We start from the raw sequence: 17,051 nt of genomic DNA, 5'->3' as shown, positions 1-17,051 counted from the left end.
CATGCATTGGCACGGCAACGATTGATTGGGGGCAGGTGATGGCGCTAAAAGCAGCCGCATCCAGAGCACGCAGGGAAGGACCAGCGACATGGCAGCGCTCAAGCTCGCGATCGGCAACAAGAACTACTCGTCATGGTCGATGCGGCCATGGCTCGCACTGCGCGCCAACGACATCCCGTTCGTCGAGACCGTCATTCCGCTCTACACCGATAATCCCGCGGACAAGGATCAGATCCTGTCCTTCAGCCGCGCCGGCAAGGTCCCGGTGCTGGTCGACGGCGACATCACGGTGTGGGATTCGCTCAGCATCATCGAGTACGTCGCCGAGCGCTACCCGGAAGTGAAGCTGTGGCCCGATGATATCGCCGCCCGCGCCCACGCCCGTTCGGTGTGCGCCGAGATGCATTCCGGCTTCATGGCCTTGCGCAACGAATGCGGCATGAACCTGCACCGCCCCGTGGGCGCCGTGACGCTGTCGGCGGACGCCAAGGCCAACATCGCGCGCGTGCAGGAGATCTGGCGCGAGTGCCGGGCGCGCTACGGTGCCAGGGGGCCGTTCCTGTTCGGCCGCTTCGGTGCGGCGGATGCGATGTACGCCCCGGTCGTGCACCGTTTCCGTACCTATGCGATCGAGGTCACGCCGGAGACCAGGGCCTACATGGACACGATGATGGCGCTGCCGGCGTTCCAGGAATGGACGCGCGACGGGATCGCCGAAACGCTTCGCATCGCGAAGTTCGAGGACGCCTAACCCGCGAATGTGATCGGGCGCCGCTTGACGATGAGCAAGCCGGCGGCGCTCAATCTTGGCGAAGGGCAACAAGAGGGCACGGCCATGGGAATCCTGGACTCGCTGGAGAACAACCCCGCGCTTCGAAGCGCGCTGGGCCAGCTCGGTGCCGCCGTCTTGCCGGCCGTGCTGAACGAGGTGCTCGGCAGCAATAATCAGGGCGGCCTCAGCGCGATCGTTGCCAAGCTCCAGCAGTCCGGCTTCGGCGACCAGGTCAAATCTTGGCTCGGCAACGGCCAGAACCTGCCGATCTCGGCCGACCAGCTCCGTGCCGTGCTCGGCAGCGATACGGTCCGCCAGCTTGCCGCCCGCTATAACATCCCGGTCGACCAGCTCGGTCAGATCCTGGCCCAGGAACTGCCCAAGGCGGTGGACCACGCGAGCCCGGACGGCCATTTGCCTCATACCGCCTGAAGGGGGCGGTTCCGGCGGCATCATCGGCTAGCCGGTTCGCCGATTATCGTCCTGAAAACACTGCGGGATTAGCCCATTAGCCAGGCCTGCATACCGCTGGCCAAAACGCCGCATCGCGTGCTATAGAGCGGGCCGGGTTTTCAGCCGGTCCGTCGCAGTGGGACCCTGGGCACGGCCGGCGCTGTTTGAGTGATGGAGATGGGCGTTGAAGCATAAATTCCCCGTGGGAACGCGCGTGTTGTTCACTGCCAGCAACGTCGCGCGCCCGGCTGCGAGTGGCGCATACGAGATCATCCGCCTGCTGCCGACGGACGGCGACGACTGCCAGTACCGGATCAAGAGCTCGACCGAAGCCTTCGAACGCGTCGCCAAGGAAAGCCAGCTCGCTCAATCCTGACGGATGACGGTGCCGCGCGTTGACATCGCGGACGAATTTGCTTCGCTCGCCGTCAAAAGGCCCCCTTCGCCTCGACAAGGTGAGCCGGGGGCAGTTGCCGAGTCGCGGTGCTAGCTTTGACCATTCGCGCATTGCTCGCGTGAGGGGACGTCGCGCATGAACTGGGCATCGGCCACTTCGTTCGACCAGATATGGCATTCGCAGGGCCTTGCGATGTGGATGACCTTGGCCGCCGCCGGCTTCTTCGGACTGATTCTCCTGGTTACGGTGCTGCGCGCCGAAAGGTCGGTTGCCAACGGCGCGCTGACTGTCATCGCGCTGCTTGCCATTGCCATCGCGCTGGCCGCCACCGAGCGTGCATACGGTCCGGCGGAGCAGGCCGCCCCGGTCGAGGCGCGCACGCAGACGGCGGTCATCGCCAGCCTGCCGGCGCTGTCCTGTCTCGACGATCTCGCCGGCAACGCCGTGGCGATTGGCTGCGAGAAGGCGCTGTTCGGCTCGCCTGACGCGGCGGCTGCGGCCGTCTCCTACACCGCCGCCCGGATCGACCGGCTGACTGCGCTCGGCGATGCCGCGACCGCCGAGAAGAGCCTGACGCTGGACATGAAGGTGCTGCGCAAGGCGCTGGAGCATGATCGCTACGGCCTCGTCGCGCAGGTGCTGGTCGCGCGCGACGGCTGCACGCAGTTCGACTGCCCCGCCTTCCGCTCCCTGACCGATCAGCAGCGGGTCGCTGCCAACATGGATTCCCATCTCTACGACACGCTGGTCGCGCGCTATGCGCCGACCTGGAACGCGCCCGCAACGGGACCGGCGATGCCAGCGATGCCGGCCACTGCGGCGCTCGCCGGAATGCCGCCGTCGATGCCAACGGGCAAGCCGACCAATGCTGAGTTCCCGAGCGCCTCATCGACGCCGCCGGTGAGCATCATGAATCCGGAGCCGCCCACGGCGTCGGCGCGCCAGGCGGCGCCAGGCGCAGCGTCGGCGCCGCGCGCGTCCGCTCCGACCTCAACGCAGGCCGCAGCTCCAGCGGCGCCGGCTGCGAAGAAGCCGCCTGCGCCGAAGGCCGCGCGTGCGCCGGCCGCAGCACCGGTTCCGCTCGCGCCGCCGCCTCCGGCCCCGGCTCCCGCGGCTGCGGATAACGAATAGTTCGGCATTCCAAATGCGTGGCCGCCCGGCTAATGCTGGGGCATGCCGCTACACCTGATCAAGCTCGCCGTCGGCTGCGACTCCGTCAAGGAATTGAAGGGGTGGGTCGCCGAACGGATGCAGACCGCCAAGAAGAAGGGTCTGCCGCAACATCACATCCACATCACCCGCATGGTGCCCAAGCGCGACGCCGAGATCCTGTCGGGCGGATCGCTCTACTGGGTGATCAAGGGCGAGATCGCCGCGCGTGAAAAGATCATCGGCATCGAGCCGTTCCGCGACAAGGACGGCATCGGCCGCTGCCGGATCGTGATGCAGCCGAAGGTGATCATGGTATCGCCGCGGCCGATGCGCCCGTTCCAGGGCTGGCGCTATCTCACCGACGATTCCGTGCCGTCCGATCTCGGCAAGTCGGCCGCCGGCTCGATCGCGGCGATGCCGGAGCCGATGCGGCGCGAGCTGCGCGATCTCGGACTGCTCTGACGCGGCCGTCTACGGCGGCGTGACGATGTGCAGCCGCGCCCAGTCTGCGGGCGGCATCACGATCGGACGTCCACCTTCGCCAATGGCGTCGACCATGTCGACCAGCTCGGGCTCGAGGCCCATCTCGAGCAGGTACTTGCGATACTGCTCGCCAAAGATCACGGTCAGGCTCTCGCGCTGGTCGGGCGCCACGTTGGGCGCGCGTCGGTTGCGGATGGAGCGGCCGGTCAGCACCACCGTGGCACCTTGCGGGAGACTGCGATGCACGCCGCCGGCGAGCATGAGGACGCATGCGAAATCGCAGGCCGGATCCGGCAACGTCACCTTGGCGTCGAGCGGCCCGCCCGGGCGCTTCAGCGTAAAACAGTCTGCTTCCGGCTTGCCGGTGCAGGCCTCGACCTCGGTCGCACCGACGGTGGCATCCAGGCCGCGGTCGCGCAGGATGCGGCCCATGCTGACCGCAACATTGAGGTTGGAGCCGCCCCAGCTGTGGATGACGAGCGGCAGCTTGTGACCGACTTGGCGATCGAGGATCGCGATCAGCCGCTTGTAGCTGTCCCATTGCACCGTGCCCTCGGCCGCGATCCAGTCAGAGCAGCCCGGTCCGCAGGCACCGGTGGGGCCGTGGGCGACATAGAAGATCATCGCGTCCGGCGGCGACCCATACAGGCCGATCGGCGGGCGCTGTTGTGCTTGCGCGGCCGTGGCGGCGACGAGCGCCAGCACGCCGCTCACGATCATTGTGCGGATGGATGACATGCCCTGCCGGTCGGCTCGCTTCCTCGTGCCGATCATCCATCCGGGCGAGGGGGCGCGCAAGATCGGTGCGGGCGTTCACACCGCGATATTGTCGATCAGCCGGGTCGTGCCGAGCTTGGCCGCCACCAGGATCCGCAAGGGGCCGTCCTTGCGCGAGGTGACCGGCGCCAGCGTCTCGGCATGGCGCGCCTCGAAATAGTCCAGCGCGAAGCCGGCGGCTGTGATCATCCCGGCGCCGCGCGCCATCGCGGCTGCGATCGCTTCGCCGGCGCGGATGCGCCCGGCGCTGTCCTTCATGGCGCGGTAAAGCGTGGTCGCCGTCTGCCGTTCCTCCGGCGAGAGATAGACGTTGCGCGAGGACATCGCGAGCCCGTCGCGCTCGCGGACCGTGCGGGAGCCGGTCACCTTGACGCCGAGATCAAGGTCGCGCGCCATCTGCGTCACCACCCGCAGCTGCTGAAAGTCCTTCTCGCCGAAGATCGCGACATCCGGCCGGCACTGCGTGAACAGCTTGCCGACGACGGTGGCGACGCCGCCGAAGAAGTGCGGCCTGAAGCGGTCCTCCAGGCCGGCCAGCGCCGGTCCCTCCGGCACGATGCGGGTCGCAAAGCCCTCCGGATACATCGCCTCGACCCCCGGGTGCCAGACGATGTCGACGCCCTCGGCTTCGAGCTTGGCGATGTCGGCCTTCCAGGTCCGTGGATAGGCGCCGAAGTCCTCGGTCGGGGCGAACTGCGTCGGGTTGACGAAGATCGACACCACGACGCGACTCGCGCGGCGCTTGGCGAGGCGCACCAGCGACACATGCCCGTCATGGAGCGCCCCCATGGTCGGGACCAGCGCGATCGTGGCCTTTCGCTTGCGAAGATTGTCGACGGCGCGTCGCAGGGTGGGGACCGTGCGGGCGATCAAGGGGCTTCGTGACATCAGGACTCGACTGGGTTGGATTGGGAGGTGGGCGCGTCCCGGCGCCCGGCCGGCTAACCTTAACAAGCGGCGATCGTGGACGCCATGCATGCGGATGCGGCACAGCATCCCGCGCGCGGCCGCGCACGACGTCGCAACGGTGTGGGCCGGATCACGGACGAGAGAAGGCGCCGCGATTCATGTTGAAGAACTGGCGCGCTGCGATTTGCATTTGCTGTCACGCATTTCACTTGACCGCAGACGCGGCCAACTCGAAGATATTCGTCAGGGGTGTTGAGGATCGCAATGCTTGTGCAGGCTAGCCAAGGCCAATCCGGCGCGGCGCATGTCGTCGTGCTCGGCAACGAGAAAGGCGGCTCCGGCAAGTCGACCACCGCCCTGCACATCGCAGTCGCGCTGCTGAAGGCCGGCCAGCGCGTCGCCACCATCGACCTCGACTGCCGTCAGCAGAGCTTTACCCGCTACATCGGCAACCGGTCCGCCTGGGCGCGCCGCACCGGCCTCGGCCTCGAGCTGCCGGTGCATCGCTGCATCAAGCTCGGCGAGACCATGCAGATCGCCGAGAACGAGAACTCCGAGTTCCTGCAATTCATGGAGGCGGTCTCGGCGGTCGAGAGCAGTTTCGACTTCATCGTGATCGATACGCCCGGCACCGACAGCTACCTGATGCGCCTTGCGCACTCGATGGCCGACACGCTGGTCACGCCGATCAACGACAGCTTCCTCGATTTCGACGTGCTCGGCACCGTCGATCCCGCCAACTACGCGGTGACGGGCGAGAGCCACTATGCCGAGATGGTGCGGGACGTCAGGCGCAAGCGGCGCCAGCTCGACGGCTCCAGCACCGACTGGATCGTCGTGCGCAACCGCCTGTCGATGCTCGGCTCCCGCAACAAGCAGCTCGTCGCCGAGGGCCTCAAGGATCTGTCGCTGCGGCTCGGCTTCCGCTACGTCGACGGCTTCGCCGAGCGCGTCGTCTATCGCGAATTTTTTCCACGCGGCCTGACCGCGCTCGACGAGATCGACGAGGCCACGCTCGGCATGCGGCCCAATCTCGGCCATCTCACCGCGCGGGAAGAGGTGACGGGCTTGCTCCGCCAGCTCAAGCTGCCGCTCGACGAGCGCGGCCGCCGCCGTGCGGCAAATCGCGCCGAGTGGTTCAGCCAGGTCGACAAGCCGCTTGAGGTCCACGACATCCTCGGCGCCTGAGGCGGTATAAAGCTACTTTCAGTCGCCTTGAGCGGTCGGTTCGCAGGGGAACCGGGCCGGCGTTCGGTCGTTTTAACCCTGCATTCACTGCGAAATTGAACCCAATCGAGACCGGTTGCGTCGGATGGTGACCTGCACCTCACGTAGCCGTCCGAGAACGGGATGCCCAACAAACGTGTGCGACGCACAATGAAAGGGCTGCCAGTTCACAATATTTGGCCTTCCTGTCACGCCGCTGTGACATATATTAGGGAATAGGCGACCAGGGGCCGAAGAGCCCCGGAACAACACGATTTTCAACAGGGATTCAGGCCGCAAGAGCCTGAGGCTGAGGACGAAAATGAAGCGTGGAATTGCCGTTCTGGTTTCGGTCAGTGCCCTCTGCGGCGTCGCCTATTTCACGGCGAGCAAGTGGGCCATCAAGCACGAGACCATCACCTTCTACGACGCCTCGCGCGACAACCGTCCCGTGCCTGTCGATATCGCGGTCCGCCGCGACAAGGAAATGCAGGCCAATGCCGGCATGATCACGCTGCCGGTCGCCGTGATCAATCACGGCAACACTGTCAAGAACACCGAGTACGGCTTCCTCGCCAACATTTTCGCGGCGCGCGGCTATATGGTCGTGAGTCCGCAGCATGATTTGCCGACCGACCCGCCGATGGTGACCAAGCCCGGCGAGCTCTATGTCGGCCGGCTGCCGCAGATCTTGCGCGGCGTTGCCAACATCCATCTGGCCATGCAGGAGATGAAGAAGGTTCAGCCCAACGCCGACTACGACAGGGTGACGATGGTCGGCCACTCCATGGGCGGCGACATCACGATGTATTTCGCCAAGCAGTATCCGGATGAGGTCAAGAAGGTCGTGACGCTCGACAATCTGCGGGTGCCCTTCGTCACTGCCGGCAAGTTCAAGATTCTGTCGTTCCGTTCGCAGGATCCGCAGTTCAAGACCGACGCCGGTGTGATCCCGACCGATGAGGAATGCGAGAAGGCCGGCATCCAGGTCGTGAAGACCGAATTCCAGCACAACGACATGCGCGATACCGGTCCGGATGCGGCCAAGAACTCGATCCAGGGCATGCTCGACAAGTTCCTGAACGATTCCGACAGCGCGGTGGCGCCTGTCGATACGCGCTCGGCCCCGCCCAAGATCCTGGAGCCTGGTCCGGTTGCTCTGATGGCGCCCGCCAAGAGCTGAACCCGCCAAGAGCTGAGCCCGACGCCGCTCCGATCGTCATCACGACTCGCAAAGCCTCCGCCGGCATCGCCCGCGGAGGCTTTGCACATTGACCGGGCAGCATGCGCTATCCACATTAGTCGCTGATGCAAGAAGCGAGCAGGGATGCCCGGCGAACCCGTCAAACCGCGTGGCCGTGATGCCGTCTCGAGAGAGGCTGGCGGCGCGCTGCCCCAAGCCAGCACTTCGGAGGACATCGCCGCGTTCGTCGCCAAGGCGCGTGCGCTGTCGCCGCATGCCCCTGGGGCGAAGGGGCGGCTGATTTTCGCGCTGGATGCGACGATGAGCCGGCAGCCGACCTGGGACATGGCCTGCGCGCTCCAGGCGGACATGTTCCGCGAGGCCGCAGCCATCGGCAGTCTCGACATCCGGCTCGTCTACTATCGCGGTTTCAATGAGTGCCGCGCCACGGGCTGGATCTCGGACAGCACCAGGCTCGCGACGTTGATGAGCAAGATCAACTGTCGCGGCGGCGACACCCAGATCGGCAAGGTGCTGAGCGACGTCCGGCGCGAGGCGGTCGCTTCGGGCGTGCGTGCCGTCGTCTTCGTCGGCGATGCCATGGAGGAGCAGGTCGACGAGCTCTGCGCCAAGGCCGGCGAGCTCGGCATGCTCAAGGTCCCCGTGTTCGTGTTTCAGGAAGGCGGCGACGCCGTGGCCGAGCATGCCTTTCGCGAAATCGCGCGGCTGACCGGCGGGGCTTGGTGCCGGTTCGATCCCGGCGCGGCAGCGCAGCTCCGTGAGCTGTTGCGGGCAGCCGCGGCCTATGCCGCCGGCGGTCGCGAGGCGCTGCTGAAATTGGCGCAAAGCGCGAGCGGCGCGGCGAAGTTGATCGGCCAGATGAAGTAGCATCGGCGCGGTCTATGCGGAGCGAGGACACCATGCATTTTGACGATCGGGCGACTATAATCCGGCCATGACCCTGATCGCCGGCGCCGTCGCCGTTATCACGCTTTATCTGCTGCTGCAGATGTTCCGCTCCGCCAATCCGGCGGTGCTGGCGCGCACCATCAAGTTCGGTGGTGGCGTGGTGGCGCTCGCGGTCGCAGCGTTCACGGGCCTGCGGGGCGAACTGGCGGTGGCGATCCCGCTCGGGATTTTCGGCGCCGGGCTCCTCGGCTGGACGCCGCTGGCGAACGCCGGCTTCGGCAATATCGGGGGGCTGTTCGGCGGCGGCGCAACGCGTGCGTCCGGACAGGCCTCGCGGGTGCGCTCGCAATTCCTGGACATGCGGCTCGACCACGATTCCGGCCAGCTCAAAGGCCAGATCGTCGCCGGGCCTCACGCCGGGCGCGATCTCGACGAGTTCGATCTCGCCGGCCTGCTGGCGATGGCTCCGGCGTTCGACGCCGAGAGCGTGGCCCTACTTGAAAGCTATCTGGACCGCCGGTTTCCCGCCTGGCGTCAGAACGCGCAGGGCGATGCGGCAGGGCGGCAGCGCCGCACGGCGCCGAGCGGCAAAATGACGGCGGAGGAAGCCTATCAGATCCTTGGCTTGCAGCCGGGCGCGGGACGTGACGACATCAGCAGGGCTCACAAGTCCCTGATGAAGAAACTCCATCCCGACCAGGGGGGCTCGACGTATCTCGCCGCCCGTGTGAACGAGGCCAAGGATACTCTGCTTCGTACGCATAACGGCTAACTCCGGCACTACGCTACAAACGCCCGTACCGCGTGAACTCCGCTTGCTCTGTTTGCCGTCGCCCAGATGCCCGCCATTGTCGGCGTGGTCGATCCCTTGAGTAAAAATTTAACCGTAAATTGTTGACGAGAAGTTGTCGCGGAACTGACTTTGTCTGACCGCGTCCCCAAAACAAAAATGCCCGCGCAAGGCGCGGGCATTTTGTTTGGGGCGGGTCCGATAGATCAGTTGCGGACGGTGATGCAGGAGATGTCGGCGCGCTTGAGGGCGCGGCAGACGGCCTCGGCCTGGTCCCGCTCGAGCCCGGCGAAGCGGGCCCGGTAAAGCTTGCGATTGTCCTTGGCGACGACCTCGGTGAACGGGTCGGCCTTGCTGAGCAGGCCGCGGGCCGAGCTGCGTGCGGCGTCGATACGCTGCTGAGCCTCGTTCTCGCTCTCGAGCGCGCCGACCTGGACGATCCAGCCGCTATGGGTGACGACGGGCTTGGTGGTGGCACTCATCTGGATCGGCTGCGGGGCAGGATCGGCCGAAGCGAGCTTCGCAGTCGCGGGGGCAGGGGCCGCAGCGGTTGTGGCCGGCAGCACGCCCAGGATGCCGTTGCCGGTGCCGAAGCCCGCCGGCTGACGGGGCATCTCGGTGCGGGCGATCTCGGCCTTCGGCGCGTCCGGCTGGCTCGCCGTCTCGGGCCTGTTGATGAGATCGGCCCGGGCGACCACGGCGCCGGAGGTTTCCGCGACGTCGGAGCGGGCCGCAATCGTGCTGGTGACCTGCGGTGCGACCTGAGCCGGGGCGGCGGAGGCGACCTTCACGGCGCCGGCCTTGACCTGAACCGTCTTCACCCGGACCGGCTTCATCGGCTCGGACGAGCCGGGGATGATGGAGAGCGGCTGGCTCGAGATCACGCCATTGGTGAGCGGCGCGGGCTCGATCTTGGATTCAGTCGGCCGAACTTCAGGTTTGGCCTGAGCCGGCGGCATCGCGGCCGTCGCAGCGGCAAGGGTGGACAGGCGCGCAGCCAGACGCGACGGGGCGGCCTCGGGAGCGGCCGCAGCCTGAACCTGCGGAGCGGGGCGGGCCGGGGTCTCCGATGCATCGGCAACGTCGGTATTGGCGTCAGCGCCGTTGCGCTCGGTGACGGCGACGACGGTGTGGGTGGTTGCGCCCTTATCGAGGTTCTCCGCGAGCAGGTTGCGCATGATGGCGTCGCGCGAGCCGCCGCTGCGGCCGCCGAGCACCACGCCGATCAGATGGCGGTTGCCGCGGCGCATCGAGGTCACGAGGTTGAAGCCGGAGGCGCGGGTGTAGCCGGTCTTGATGCCGTCCACGCCCTCGACGCTGCCGAGCAGATGATTGTGGTTCCGGATCGACTGTCCGCGCCAATTGAACGTCGAGGTCGCGAAGTAGCGATAGTAGCGCGGGAAGCGCTCCTGGATGGCGCGGCCGAGCGTGGCCTGGTCGCGCGCGGTCGTGACCTGCTCGTCGTTGGGAAGGCCGTTGGCGTTGCGGTAGACCGTCTTCGACATGCCGAGCGAGCGCGCCTTGCGCGTCATCATCTGGGCGAAGTCGTCCTCGTCGCCGGCGATCGCTTCCGCGATCACAACGGCCGCGTCGTTGGCCGAGCGGGTGACGAGACCCTTGATCGCGTCCTCGACGCGGATGGTCTGACCGGCACGCAGGTTCAGCTTGGTCGGATCCTGATCGGCGGCGTGCTGCGACACCGGCATCTCGGTGTCGAGCTTCATCTTGCCGGACTCGAGGCGCTCGAACAGCAGATAGAGCGTCATGATCTTGGTCAGCGAGGCGGGGTGGCGAATTCCGTCGGGGCTCGTTGCCTGGAGCACGGAGCCGGAATTGCCGTCGACGATGATCGATGCGAATTTCGGGCTGGAACTCTCGGACACATCGCGCTGCACCCGGTGGTGCGCGTAATGGCGGCGGTGACGCCGTGCCTCGGCAGCATCCGTGAAGATGATTACGGTGGTGACCGTAAGAAGCCCGAAAACGCCAACCCGCGCCAAGCGCGAGGAAGACAAGTTTTTACGAAGCATGAAACCCCGTCCCCGTTTCTGACTTGATCACCGGCTCGTGGGGCGAAATTGTGCCCACTGGACCCGGGATCATTACCTGCTCAGGCTGTCCCTCCGCTGGTGTTCGCTGCGGGGGACGTTGGGCCTGAGCCGCTGTTCTGGCTAAGGTGGTGTTCTCAAACGGCTTTTGACCGTTCGCGGAAGATGAACACGTCCAGGGAATCAGGGTAGGGGTCCGCGGTTTCCAAAAGCTTAAGGAACCCTTGCGGGAAACCCCGGGAATCTCCGAGATTTGCATCGAATTTTGTGCGTCGCACAAAATTCTTGACTTTTTTGTGCGTTGCACTATTTTTGGGCGAAGTCAGGGAGCCGGGGCTTCCGGACGAGAGCCAGGGAAAAGGATTCCGAAATGTTCAAGGTTGAAGACTTTCAGAGCTACGGGAAAGAGCAGTTCGAGCAGTGCGTTGCTTCCGCGACCTCGATGCAGCACGGCCTCCAGGCGATCGCCAGCGCGTATGGCGACTACACCAAGAAGTCGTTCGAAGACACCAAGTCCTTCGTCGAGAAGCTTTCCGGCGTGAAGTCGCTGGACAAGGCCGTGGAAGCGCAGACCGACTTCGCCCGTTCCGCCTACGAGACCTTCGTTGCGGAATCGCAGAAGATCGCCGGCCTCTACAGCGACCTCGCCAAGCAGGCGTTCAAGCCGGTCGAGACCGTCGTGTCGAAGTTCACCCCGGCCGCCAACTAACGCTTTCTGGAAGTCCTGGAATCAAAAAGCCCGGCTGATGCAGCCGGGCTTTTTTTTGTTCGTGCGAGCTGGTCTGGATTACTTCGCGACGCGCAGCTTGGAGATCTGCGTGAGGATGTTCTTGAACGCATCGGACGTGTCGGACGACTTCGTGATCATCTGGAAATTGCCATTGGTCGCGCAGTCCTGCAGCACCTGCGATTTGGCGTCCTTGCTGTTGATGTTGACCTGGATCGTGAAAATCGTGACCGGGTTTGCCGTGTCGCCCTTGATGTTCTGGCAAAGGATTTCCTGGCGGTCGTCGATGCTGGACTGGGTCGTGCTCCAGCGGTTCTGGGTGTTCAAGCCGTCGGACAGCAGCACGATGTAATCCTTGTAGACGTAGTTGCTGGCTTTGGGCGGTGCCGCGATCGGTCCGTTGGTTGTACTGAGGGATTGCCATCCCCACGCGAGGCCCACGGCTTGGTTGGTATTGCCGCTCGGGGCCATCGCGGTGATCTGGTCCTTCAGCGTCTGCCACTGGTTGCTCATCGGAAAGACGGTGGCCGGAAGGCAGCCCGACCACTGCTCCGCATAGAATTTCGTAGAGGGGGTTCCGCTGCCCGAGGCCGGGTCAGTGTTCTTGGTGTCGTAGTCCTGATCGCGATCGTTGACGCAGCCGGTCCAGGTGTTGTGCCCAGGGGCTGCTGCCGCCATTGCCGCAGTGCCGTCGCCGCGCCAGAGGTGACAAATCTTGCTCGAGCCGCTGCCCGTGCAGGTGCAGCTCGTGTTCGATCCGCAGCTTGCGCTCGAGCCGGTGACGGTCGTGTAGCAGCCGTTGTAGTAGATACCGGACTTGCCCGCGAGCTTATGGCCGCTGTCCACACTGGGGCAGATATACCCGGCATAGGTGCCGGTCGACGGTATGGTGCTGACGCTGCTGGCGCCGCTCAACGTTGCGGGCCGGTCCATGCAGGTGAAGCCCTGGTTGCTGTTCGTGAAGGGACAGTTCGATCCGCCGACGGCCGAGTTGAAGTTGTTGGACTTGTTGTTGACGAGGATCGGAGGCTCGGCCTCCCACTCGGTCCAGTTGATCCACGACGCGCCGACATTGGTGGTGTCGACGTTGACGTCCTTCGAAAACGGGATGATCGAGATGTAGACGTCGCCGGTCTGCTTGTTGTAGCCCGACAGCGTGTCGATCATGTCCTTGGCCGCGGTCTGCATGGCGGCCATCTTGCCATTCTGGGCCATCGATCCCGTGTTATCCAGGATCATCGCCACGCGCATGCGGGTGTTTCCCCATGCCGATGTCGAGCTTGCGCTGAAATCTAGCGTCGGATAGCCGGCGACCCTCATGAAATCGGTCGGCATGGAGCCGGAGCCGGTGACGACGACGTTCGAGATTCCGTTGGCGTCTTTGGCCGTGTAGGTGGCGTGGATGTCGGCCGTCGACACCGTGCCGGTGTTACCGGTGTAAAGACCGCTGAAATAGGATTTGGCCTTGGCCTCGATATCGGCTTCCGTGATGATGCCGTTGGTCAGGTCTCTGGAAACCATCAAGGCCGCGGAGTCCAGCGCGACCTGCAGCGAGCTGCGCGCTTTGACGCCGCGGCCATAATCGATCGCAGCGCCGACGAAGCCCAGCACCGGGACCAGCGCAATGGCGAAGATCACGGCGATATTGCCTTGCTCGGCGCCGGCAAAGCGGGCGAGCTGTCGACCGATACGGCTGACAACGGGCGGGCGAAACATGGCGATCCCCGAGATCTGTGATTTTGCCCGGTTTGACGCCACGCGATTGAACGGCAGGTAACTGGGACCGTAGAAAACCGGAGGTATCGCGCGCGAAGCCGCCGCAGCCGCCTTGACGGCCGGGTTCCTGGTCAAGAGGTTCTAAACGGTGAAGGCGGAAATTTTTGTCAAATCGGTCTGGATTGATTAACCTTGGCCGGGATCGCCCGGACCGGGAATCGGGACTGCTCCGGCCATATCGGCCAGACCGTTGCACGCTTGCGGCGAGCCGGGGGCAGGCCCATATTCCCCACAATCGATCCGGACCTGACCGGAGCGGTTGGAAGCGGCGATCCAACAAGACGGCGCGCCCGTGCAAAGCTCCGAAGGGCGGGGCCGTGCGGCTGACCGTCACTCGCTTCCGTGGGGAATTTGAACGCCTGAGCCATGCCGCACCTGACTTCCAGACTAGACCTGTCCGCGCCAGCCGCTGCCCACGCTCCTCGCATGAGCAATGACGAGAACCGTTCGGGTGGACCGACGGGTCCGAATACCTCTGTCATCACCAAGGTCAAACCGAAGACCAAACGGCCGAACCTGTATCGTGTGCTGATCCTGAACGACGACTACACGCCGATGGAATTCGTTGTCCACGTGCTGGAGAAGTTCTTCCAGAAGGACGTCGAGGCCGCGACCAAGATCATGCTGCACGTCCATCATCACGGCATCGGCGAGTGCGGCGTGTTCACCTACGAGATCGCCGAGACCAAGGTGACGCAGGTGATGGATTTCGCCCGCAAGCACCAGCATCCGCTGCAATGCGTGATGGAGAAGAAATAATCCTCCGCGCGGCGCGTGACGCAGACGCTCGCTGCGCATGTCGCAGTGTGATCGCCGCGTGAGGGCCGGCCGACCACCGTGCGAAATCCTGTCTCCGCGCCGATCCTGCCCAACTCGGAACGGGTTTTGCATCGAAAATACGGCAGGCATGTCGCCGCCGAGTCGCGGAACCGGTCTTTCGCCGCGATCTTGTATAACTATATGTGACAAAGGTTGTTGTTGCCTGACCGGGCGATGGCGATCATGATGGTGGGGGCCATAGAGGACGCGAATGCCGACTTTTTCCCAAAGCCTTGAACAATCCCTGCATCGTGCACTGGCGATCGCAAACGAGCGTCATCACCAATACGCGACGCTCGAGCATCTCTTGCTCTCCCTGATCGACGATTCCGATGCGGCCGCCGTCATGCGCGCCTGTAGCGTCGATCTCGACAAGCTCCGCACGAGCCTCGTCAATTATCTTGAGACCGAATTCGAAAATCTGGTGACGGATGGCGCCGACGACGCCAAGCCGACCGCCGGTTTCCAGCGCGTGATCCAGCGCGCGGTGATTCACGTGCAGTCGTCCGGTCGCGAAGAGGTGACCGGCGCCAACGTGCTGATCGCGATCTTCGCCGAGCGCGAGAGCCACGCCGCGTACTTCCTGCAAGAGCAGGACATGACGCGTTACGACGCCGTCAACTACATCAGCCATGGCATCGCCAAGCGGCCCGGTGTCTCCGAGGCGCGCCCCGTTCGCGGCGTCGACGAGGAGACCGAGGCCAAGGGCAACGAGGACGCCAAGAAGAAGGGCGAAGCGCTCGAGACCTATTGCGTCAACCTCAACAAGAAGGCGCGCGACGGCAAGATCGATCCGGTGATCGGACGCAATTCCGAGATCAACCGCGCGATCCAGGTGCTCTGCCGCCGGCAGAAGAACAATCCGCTGTTCGTGGGCGAGGCCGGCGTCGGCAAGACCGCGATCGCGGAGGGTCTTGCCAAGCGCATCGTCGACAGCGAGGTGCCGGAGGTTCTGGCGGCCGCGACCGTGTTCTCGCTGGACATGGGCACGCTGCTCGCCGGCACGCGCTATCGCGGCGACTTCGAAGAGCGCCTGAAGCAGGTGCTGAAGGAGCTCGAAGCGCATCCCAACGCCATCCTGTTCATCGACGAGATCCACACCGTGATCGGTGCGGGCGCGACGTCGGGCGGGGCGATGGATGCGTCGAACCTGCTCAAGCCGGCTCTTGCCTCGGGCACGATCCGCTGCATGGGCTCGACCACCTACAAGGAATACCGCCAGCACTTCGAGAAGGACCGCGCGCTGGTGCGGCGCTTCCAGAAGATTGACATCAACGAGCCGACGGTCGAGGACGCGATCGCGATCCTCAAGGGCCTCAAGCCCTACTTCGAGGATTACCACCGGCTGAAGTATACCAACGAGGCGATCGAGGCCGCGGTGCAGCTCTCCTCGCGCTACATCCACGACCGCAAGCTGCCCGACAAGGCGATCGACGTGATCGACGAGTCCGGCGCAGCGCAGATGCTGGTGGCCGAGAATAAGCGCAAGAAGACCATCGGCATCAAGGAGATCGAGACCACGATCGCGTCGATGGCGCGGATTCCGCCGAAGAGCGTGTCGAAGGACGACGCCGAGGTGCTGAAGCATCTCGAGCAGACCCTGAAGCGCACCGTGTTCGGCCAGGACAAGGCGATCGAGTCGCTCGCCGCCTCGATCAAGCTGGCGCGTGCCGGCCTGCGCGAGCCGGAGAAGCCGATCGGCTGCTACCTGTTCTCGGGTCCGACCGGCGTCGGCAAGACCGAGGTCGCCAAGCAGCTCGCGGCGACGCTCGGCGTCGAGCTGTTGCGCTTCGACATGTCCGAATACATGGAGCGGCACACCGTGTCGCGCCTGATCGGCGCGCCTCCCGGCTATGTCGGCTTCGACCAGGGCGGCCTGCTCACCGACGGCGTCGACCAGCATCCGCATTGCGTGGTGCTGCTCGACGAAATCGAGAAGGCGCATCCCGACCTCTACAACGTGCTGCTCCAGATCATGGATCACGGCCGGCTGACCGACCATAACGGCAAGCAGGTCAACTTCCGCAACGTGATCCTGATCATGACCACGAATGCAGGCGCGGCGGATCTCGCCAAGCAGGCATTCGGCTTCACGCGCTCGAAGCGGGAAGGCGACGACCACGAGGCGATCAACCGGCAGTTCGCGCCGGAATTCCGCAACCGTCTCGACGCCATCGTCTCGTTCGGCCATCTCAGCGTCGAGGTGATCGGCACGGTGGTCGAGAAGTTCGTGCTTCAGCTTGAGGCGCAGCTCGGCGATCGCGACGTGACCATCGAACTGTCCGAGCCCGCCAAGACCTGGCTGGTCCAGCATGGTTACGACGAGCAGATGGGCGCACGTCCCATGGCCCGCGTGATCCAGGAGCACATCAAGAAGCCGCTGGCCGACGAGGTGTTGTTCGGGAAGCTGAAGGGCGGCGGCCACGTCCGCGTCGTCCTCGTCAAGGACGAGGCCGACGAGAGCAAGGACAAGATCGGCTTCGAGTTCCTCGACGGCCCGGTCACGCCGAAGCAGGAGAAGCTGCCCGGCACCCGAAAGCGTCCGCCGGGCAAGTCCAAGCCGGGCGGTGGTTCTGGCGGCTCCGGCGGCTCGAAGGGGCCGACCTCGAAGGGCCCGCTGGTCAAGGCTTGATCGCAAGCGATATGAATC

Annotated in this window: 16 protein-coding genes; 12 read left to right on the top strand and 4 right to left on the bottom strand. The window is 64.8% G+C overall.

Features of this window, described 5'->3' with window-relative positions:
- The first annotated feature begins 88 nt into the window (after positions 1–88).
- The 5 genes from NLM15_RS26250 (at position 89) to NLM15_RS26230 (ending at position 3,236) form a co-directional block, all read left to right on the top strand.
- Positions 89–751 (top strand): glutathione S-transferase family protein, encoded by a 663-nt coding sequence (locus NLM15_RS26250; protein ID WP_254120320.1) that lies wholly within the window; start codon positions 89–91, stop codon positions 749–751.
- Between the two features lie 84 nt (positions 752–835).
- Positions 836–1,204, top strand: a complete 369-nt coding sequence (locus NLM15_RS26245; RefSeq protein WP_254124422.1) for a YidB family protein — start codon at positions 836–838, stop codon at positions 1,202–1,204.
- Between the two features lie 205 nt (positions 1,205–1,409).
- Positions 1,410–1,601 carry a hypothetical protein gene (locus NLM15_RS26240; protein WP_254120319.1) on the top strand — a complete coding sequence of 64 codons (192 nt, stop codon included), beginning with the start codon at positions 1,410–1,412 and terminating at the stop codon, positions 1,599–1,601.
- A gap of 156 nt (positions 1,602–1,757) precedes the next feature.
- Positions 1,758–2,753: a hypothetical protein gene (locus NLM15_RS26235; protein ID WP_254120318.1), complete on the top strand. Its 996-nt coding sequence runs from the start codon at positions 1,758–1,760 to the stop codon at positions 2,751–2,753.
- Positions 2,754–2,795: 42 nt separating this feature from the next.
- On the top strand, positions 2,796–3,236 hold the full coding sequence (locus NLM15_RS26230; protein WP_254120317.1) for a DUF1489 family protein: 441 nt from the start codon (positions 2,796–2,798) through the stop codon (positions 3,234–3,236).
- 9 nt (positions 3,237–3,245) lie between these two features.
- Here NLM15_RS26230 and NLM15_RS26225 read toward each other — a convergent pair whose 3' ends face one another.
- Together NLM15_RS26225 and panC are read right to left on the bottom strand one after the other, a co-directional pair.
- A complete protein-coding gene (locus NLM15_RS26225) occupies positions 3,246–3,995 on the bottom strand; it encodes a hypothetical protein (protein ID WP_254120316.1) in 750 nt (249 codons plus the stop codon).
- Positions 3,996–4,070: 75 nt separating this feature from the next.
- On the bottom strand, positions 4,071–4,922 hold the full coding sequence (gene panC, locus NLM15_RS26220; protein ID WP_254120315.1) for a pantoate--beta-alanine ligase: 852 nt from the start codon (positions 4,920–4,922) through the stop codon (positions 4,071–4,073).
- A gap of 285 nt (positions 4,923–5,207) precedes the next feature.
- On the opposite strand from panC, the gene NLM15_RS26215 reads away from it, so the two are divergent.
- The 4 genes from NLM15_RS26215 (at position 5,208) to NLM15_RS26200 (ending at position 9,013) form a co-directional block, all read left to right on the top strand.
- Positions 5,208–6,131: a division plane positioning ATPase MipZ gene (locus NLM15_RS26215; protein WP_254120314.1), complete on the top strand. Its 924-nt coding sequence runs from the start codon at positions 5,208–5,210 to the stop codon at positions 6,129–6,131.
- A gap of 340 nt (positions 6,132–6,471) precedes the next feature.
- The gene (locus NLM15_RS26210; protein ID WP_254120313.1) at positions 6,472–7,332 is read left to right on the top strand and encodes an alpha/beta fold hydrolase; all 861 of its coding nucleotides are present in this window, start codon (positions 6,472–6,474) and stop codon (positions 7,330–7,332) included.
- A 144-nt stretch (positions 7,333–7,476) separates the two neighbouring features.
- A complete protein-coding gene (locus NLM15_RS26205) occupies positions 7,477–8,220 on the top strand; it encodes a VWA domain-containing protein (RefSeq protein WP_254120312.1) in 744 nt (247 codons plus the stop codon).
- Between the two features lie 67 nt (positions 8,221–8,287).
- The gene (locus NLM15_RS26200; RefSeq protein WP_254120311.1) at positions 8,288–9,013 is read left to right on the top strand and encodes a DnaJ domain-containing protein; all 726 of its coding nucleotides are present in this window, start codon (positions 8,288–8,290) and stop codon (positions 9,011–9,013) included.
- A 224-nt stretch (positions 9,014–9,237) separates the two neighbouring features.
- On the opposite strand, the gene NLM15_RS26195 is transcribed toward NLM15_RS26200, so the two are convergent.
- Positions 9,238–11,061 (bottom strand): D-alanyl-D-alanine carboxypeptidase, encoded by a 1,824-nt coding sequence (locus tag NLM15_RS26195; protein ID WP_254120310.1) that lies wholly within the window; start codon positions 11,059–11,061, stop codon positions 9,238–9,240.
- 388 nt (positions 11,062–11,449) lie between these two features.
- On the opposite strand from NLM15_RS26195, the gene NLM15_RS26190 reads away from it, so the two are divergent.
- Positions 11,450–11,788, top strand: coding sequence for a phasin family protein (locus NLM15_RS26190; RefSeq protein ID WP_254120309.1), 339 nt, complete (start codon positions 11,450–11,452; stop codon positions 11,786–11,788).
- 78 nt (positions 11,789–11,866) lie between these two features.
- Here the strand turns inward: NLM15_RS26190 and NLM15_RS26185 are convergent, their stop codons facing one another.
- A complete protein-coding gene (locus NLM15_RS26185; protein WP_254120308.1) occupies positions 11,867–13,522 on the bottom strand; it encodes a pilus assembly protein in 1,656 nt (551 codons plus the stop codon).
- Positions 13,523–14,008: 486 nt separating this feature from the next.
- Here NLM15_RS26185 and clpS point away from each other — a divergent pair, with 486 nt between their 5' ends.
- Positions 14,009–14,341: an ATP-dependent Clp protease adapter ClpS gene (gene clpS, locus NLM15_RS26180; protein WP_015685564.1), complete on the top strand. Its 333-nt coding sequence runs from the start codon at positions 14,009–14,011 to the stop codon at positions 14,339–14,341.
- 271 nt (positions 14,342–14,612) lie between these two features.
- On the top strand, positions 14,613–17,033 hold the full coding sequence (gene clpA, locus NLM15_RS26175) for an ATP-dependent Clp protease ATP-binding subunit ClpA (protein ID WP_254120307.1): 2,421 nt from the start codon (positions 14,613–14,615) through the stop codon (positions 17,031–17,033).
- The last annotated feature ends 18 nt before the right edge of the window (positions 17,034–17,051 follow it).

Origin of the sequence: Bradyrhizobium sp. CCGB20, assembly GCF_024199855.1 — a bacterium.
Taxonomy (GTDB): domain Bacteria; phylum Pseudomonadota; class Alphaproteobacteria; order Rhizobiales; family Xanthobacteraceae; genus Bradyrhizobium.
The sequence above is the reverse complement of the archived record's forward strand: the minus strand, read 5'-3'. Positions and strand labels throughout refer to the sequence as shown.

Coding starts and splice junctions, on each gene's coding strand:
- clpA (WP_254120307.1), top strand. CDS start 14,613: ATGCCGACTTTTTCCCAAAGCCTTGAACAATCCCTGCATCGTGCACTG.
- NLM15_RS26245 (WP_254124422.1), top strand. CDS start 836: ATGGGAATCCTGGACTCGCTGGAGAACAACCCCGCGCTTCGAAGCGCG.
- NLM15_RS26235 (WP_254120318.1), top strand. CDS start 1,758: ATGAACTGGGCATCGGCCACTTCGTTCGACCAGATATGGCATTCGCAG.
- NLM15_RS26195 (WP_254120310.1), bottom strand. CDS start 11,061: ATGCTTCGTAAAAACTTGTCTTCCTCGCGCTTGGCGCGGGTTGGCGTT.
- NLM15_RS26250 (WP_254120320.1), top strand. CDS start 89: ATGGCAGCGCTCAAGCTCGCGATCGGCAACAAGAACTACTCGTCATGG.
- NLM15_RS26225 (WP_254120316.1), bottom strand. CDS start 3,995: ATGTCATCCATCCGCACAATGATCGTGAGCGGCGTGCTGGCGCTCGTC.
- NLM15_RS26230 (WP_254120317.1), top strand. CDS start 2,796: ATGCCGCTACACCTGATCAAGCTCGCCGTCGGCTGCGACTCCGTCAAG.
- NLM15_RS26185 (WP_254120308.1), bottom strand. CDS start 13,522: ATGTTTCGCCCGCCCGTTGTCAGCCGTATCGGTCGACAGCTCGCCCGC.
- NLM15_RS26200 (WP_254120311.1), top strand. CDS start 8,288: ATGACCCTGATCGCCGGCGCCGTCGCCGTTATCACGCTTTATCTGCTG.
- clpS (WP_015685564.1), top strand. CDS start 14,009: ATGAGCAATGACGAGAACCGTTCGGGTGGACCGACGGGTCCGAATACC.
- NLM15_RS26210 (WP_254120313.1), top strand. CDS start 6,472: ATGAAGCGTGGAATTGCCGTTCTGGTTTCGGTCAGTGCCCTCTGCGGC.
- NLM15_RS26215 (WP_254120314.1), top strand. CDS start 5,208: ATGCTTGTGCAGGCTAGCCAAGGCCAATCCGGCGCGGCGCATGTCGTC.
- panC (WP_254120315.1), bottom strand. CDS start 4,922: ATGTCACGAAGCCCCTTGATCGCCCGCACGGTCCCCACCCTGCGACGC.
- NLM15_RS26190 (WP_254120309.1), top strand. CDS start 11,450: ATGTTCAAGGTTGAAGACTTTCAGAGCTACGGGAAAGAGCAGTTCGAG.
- NLM15_RS26205 (WP_254120312.1), top strand. CDS start 7,477: ATGCCCGGCGAACCCGTCAAACCGCGTGGCCGTGATGCCGTCTCGAGA.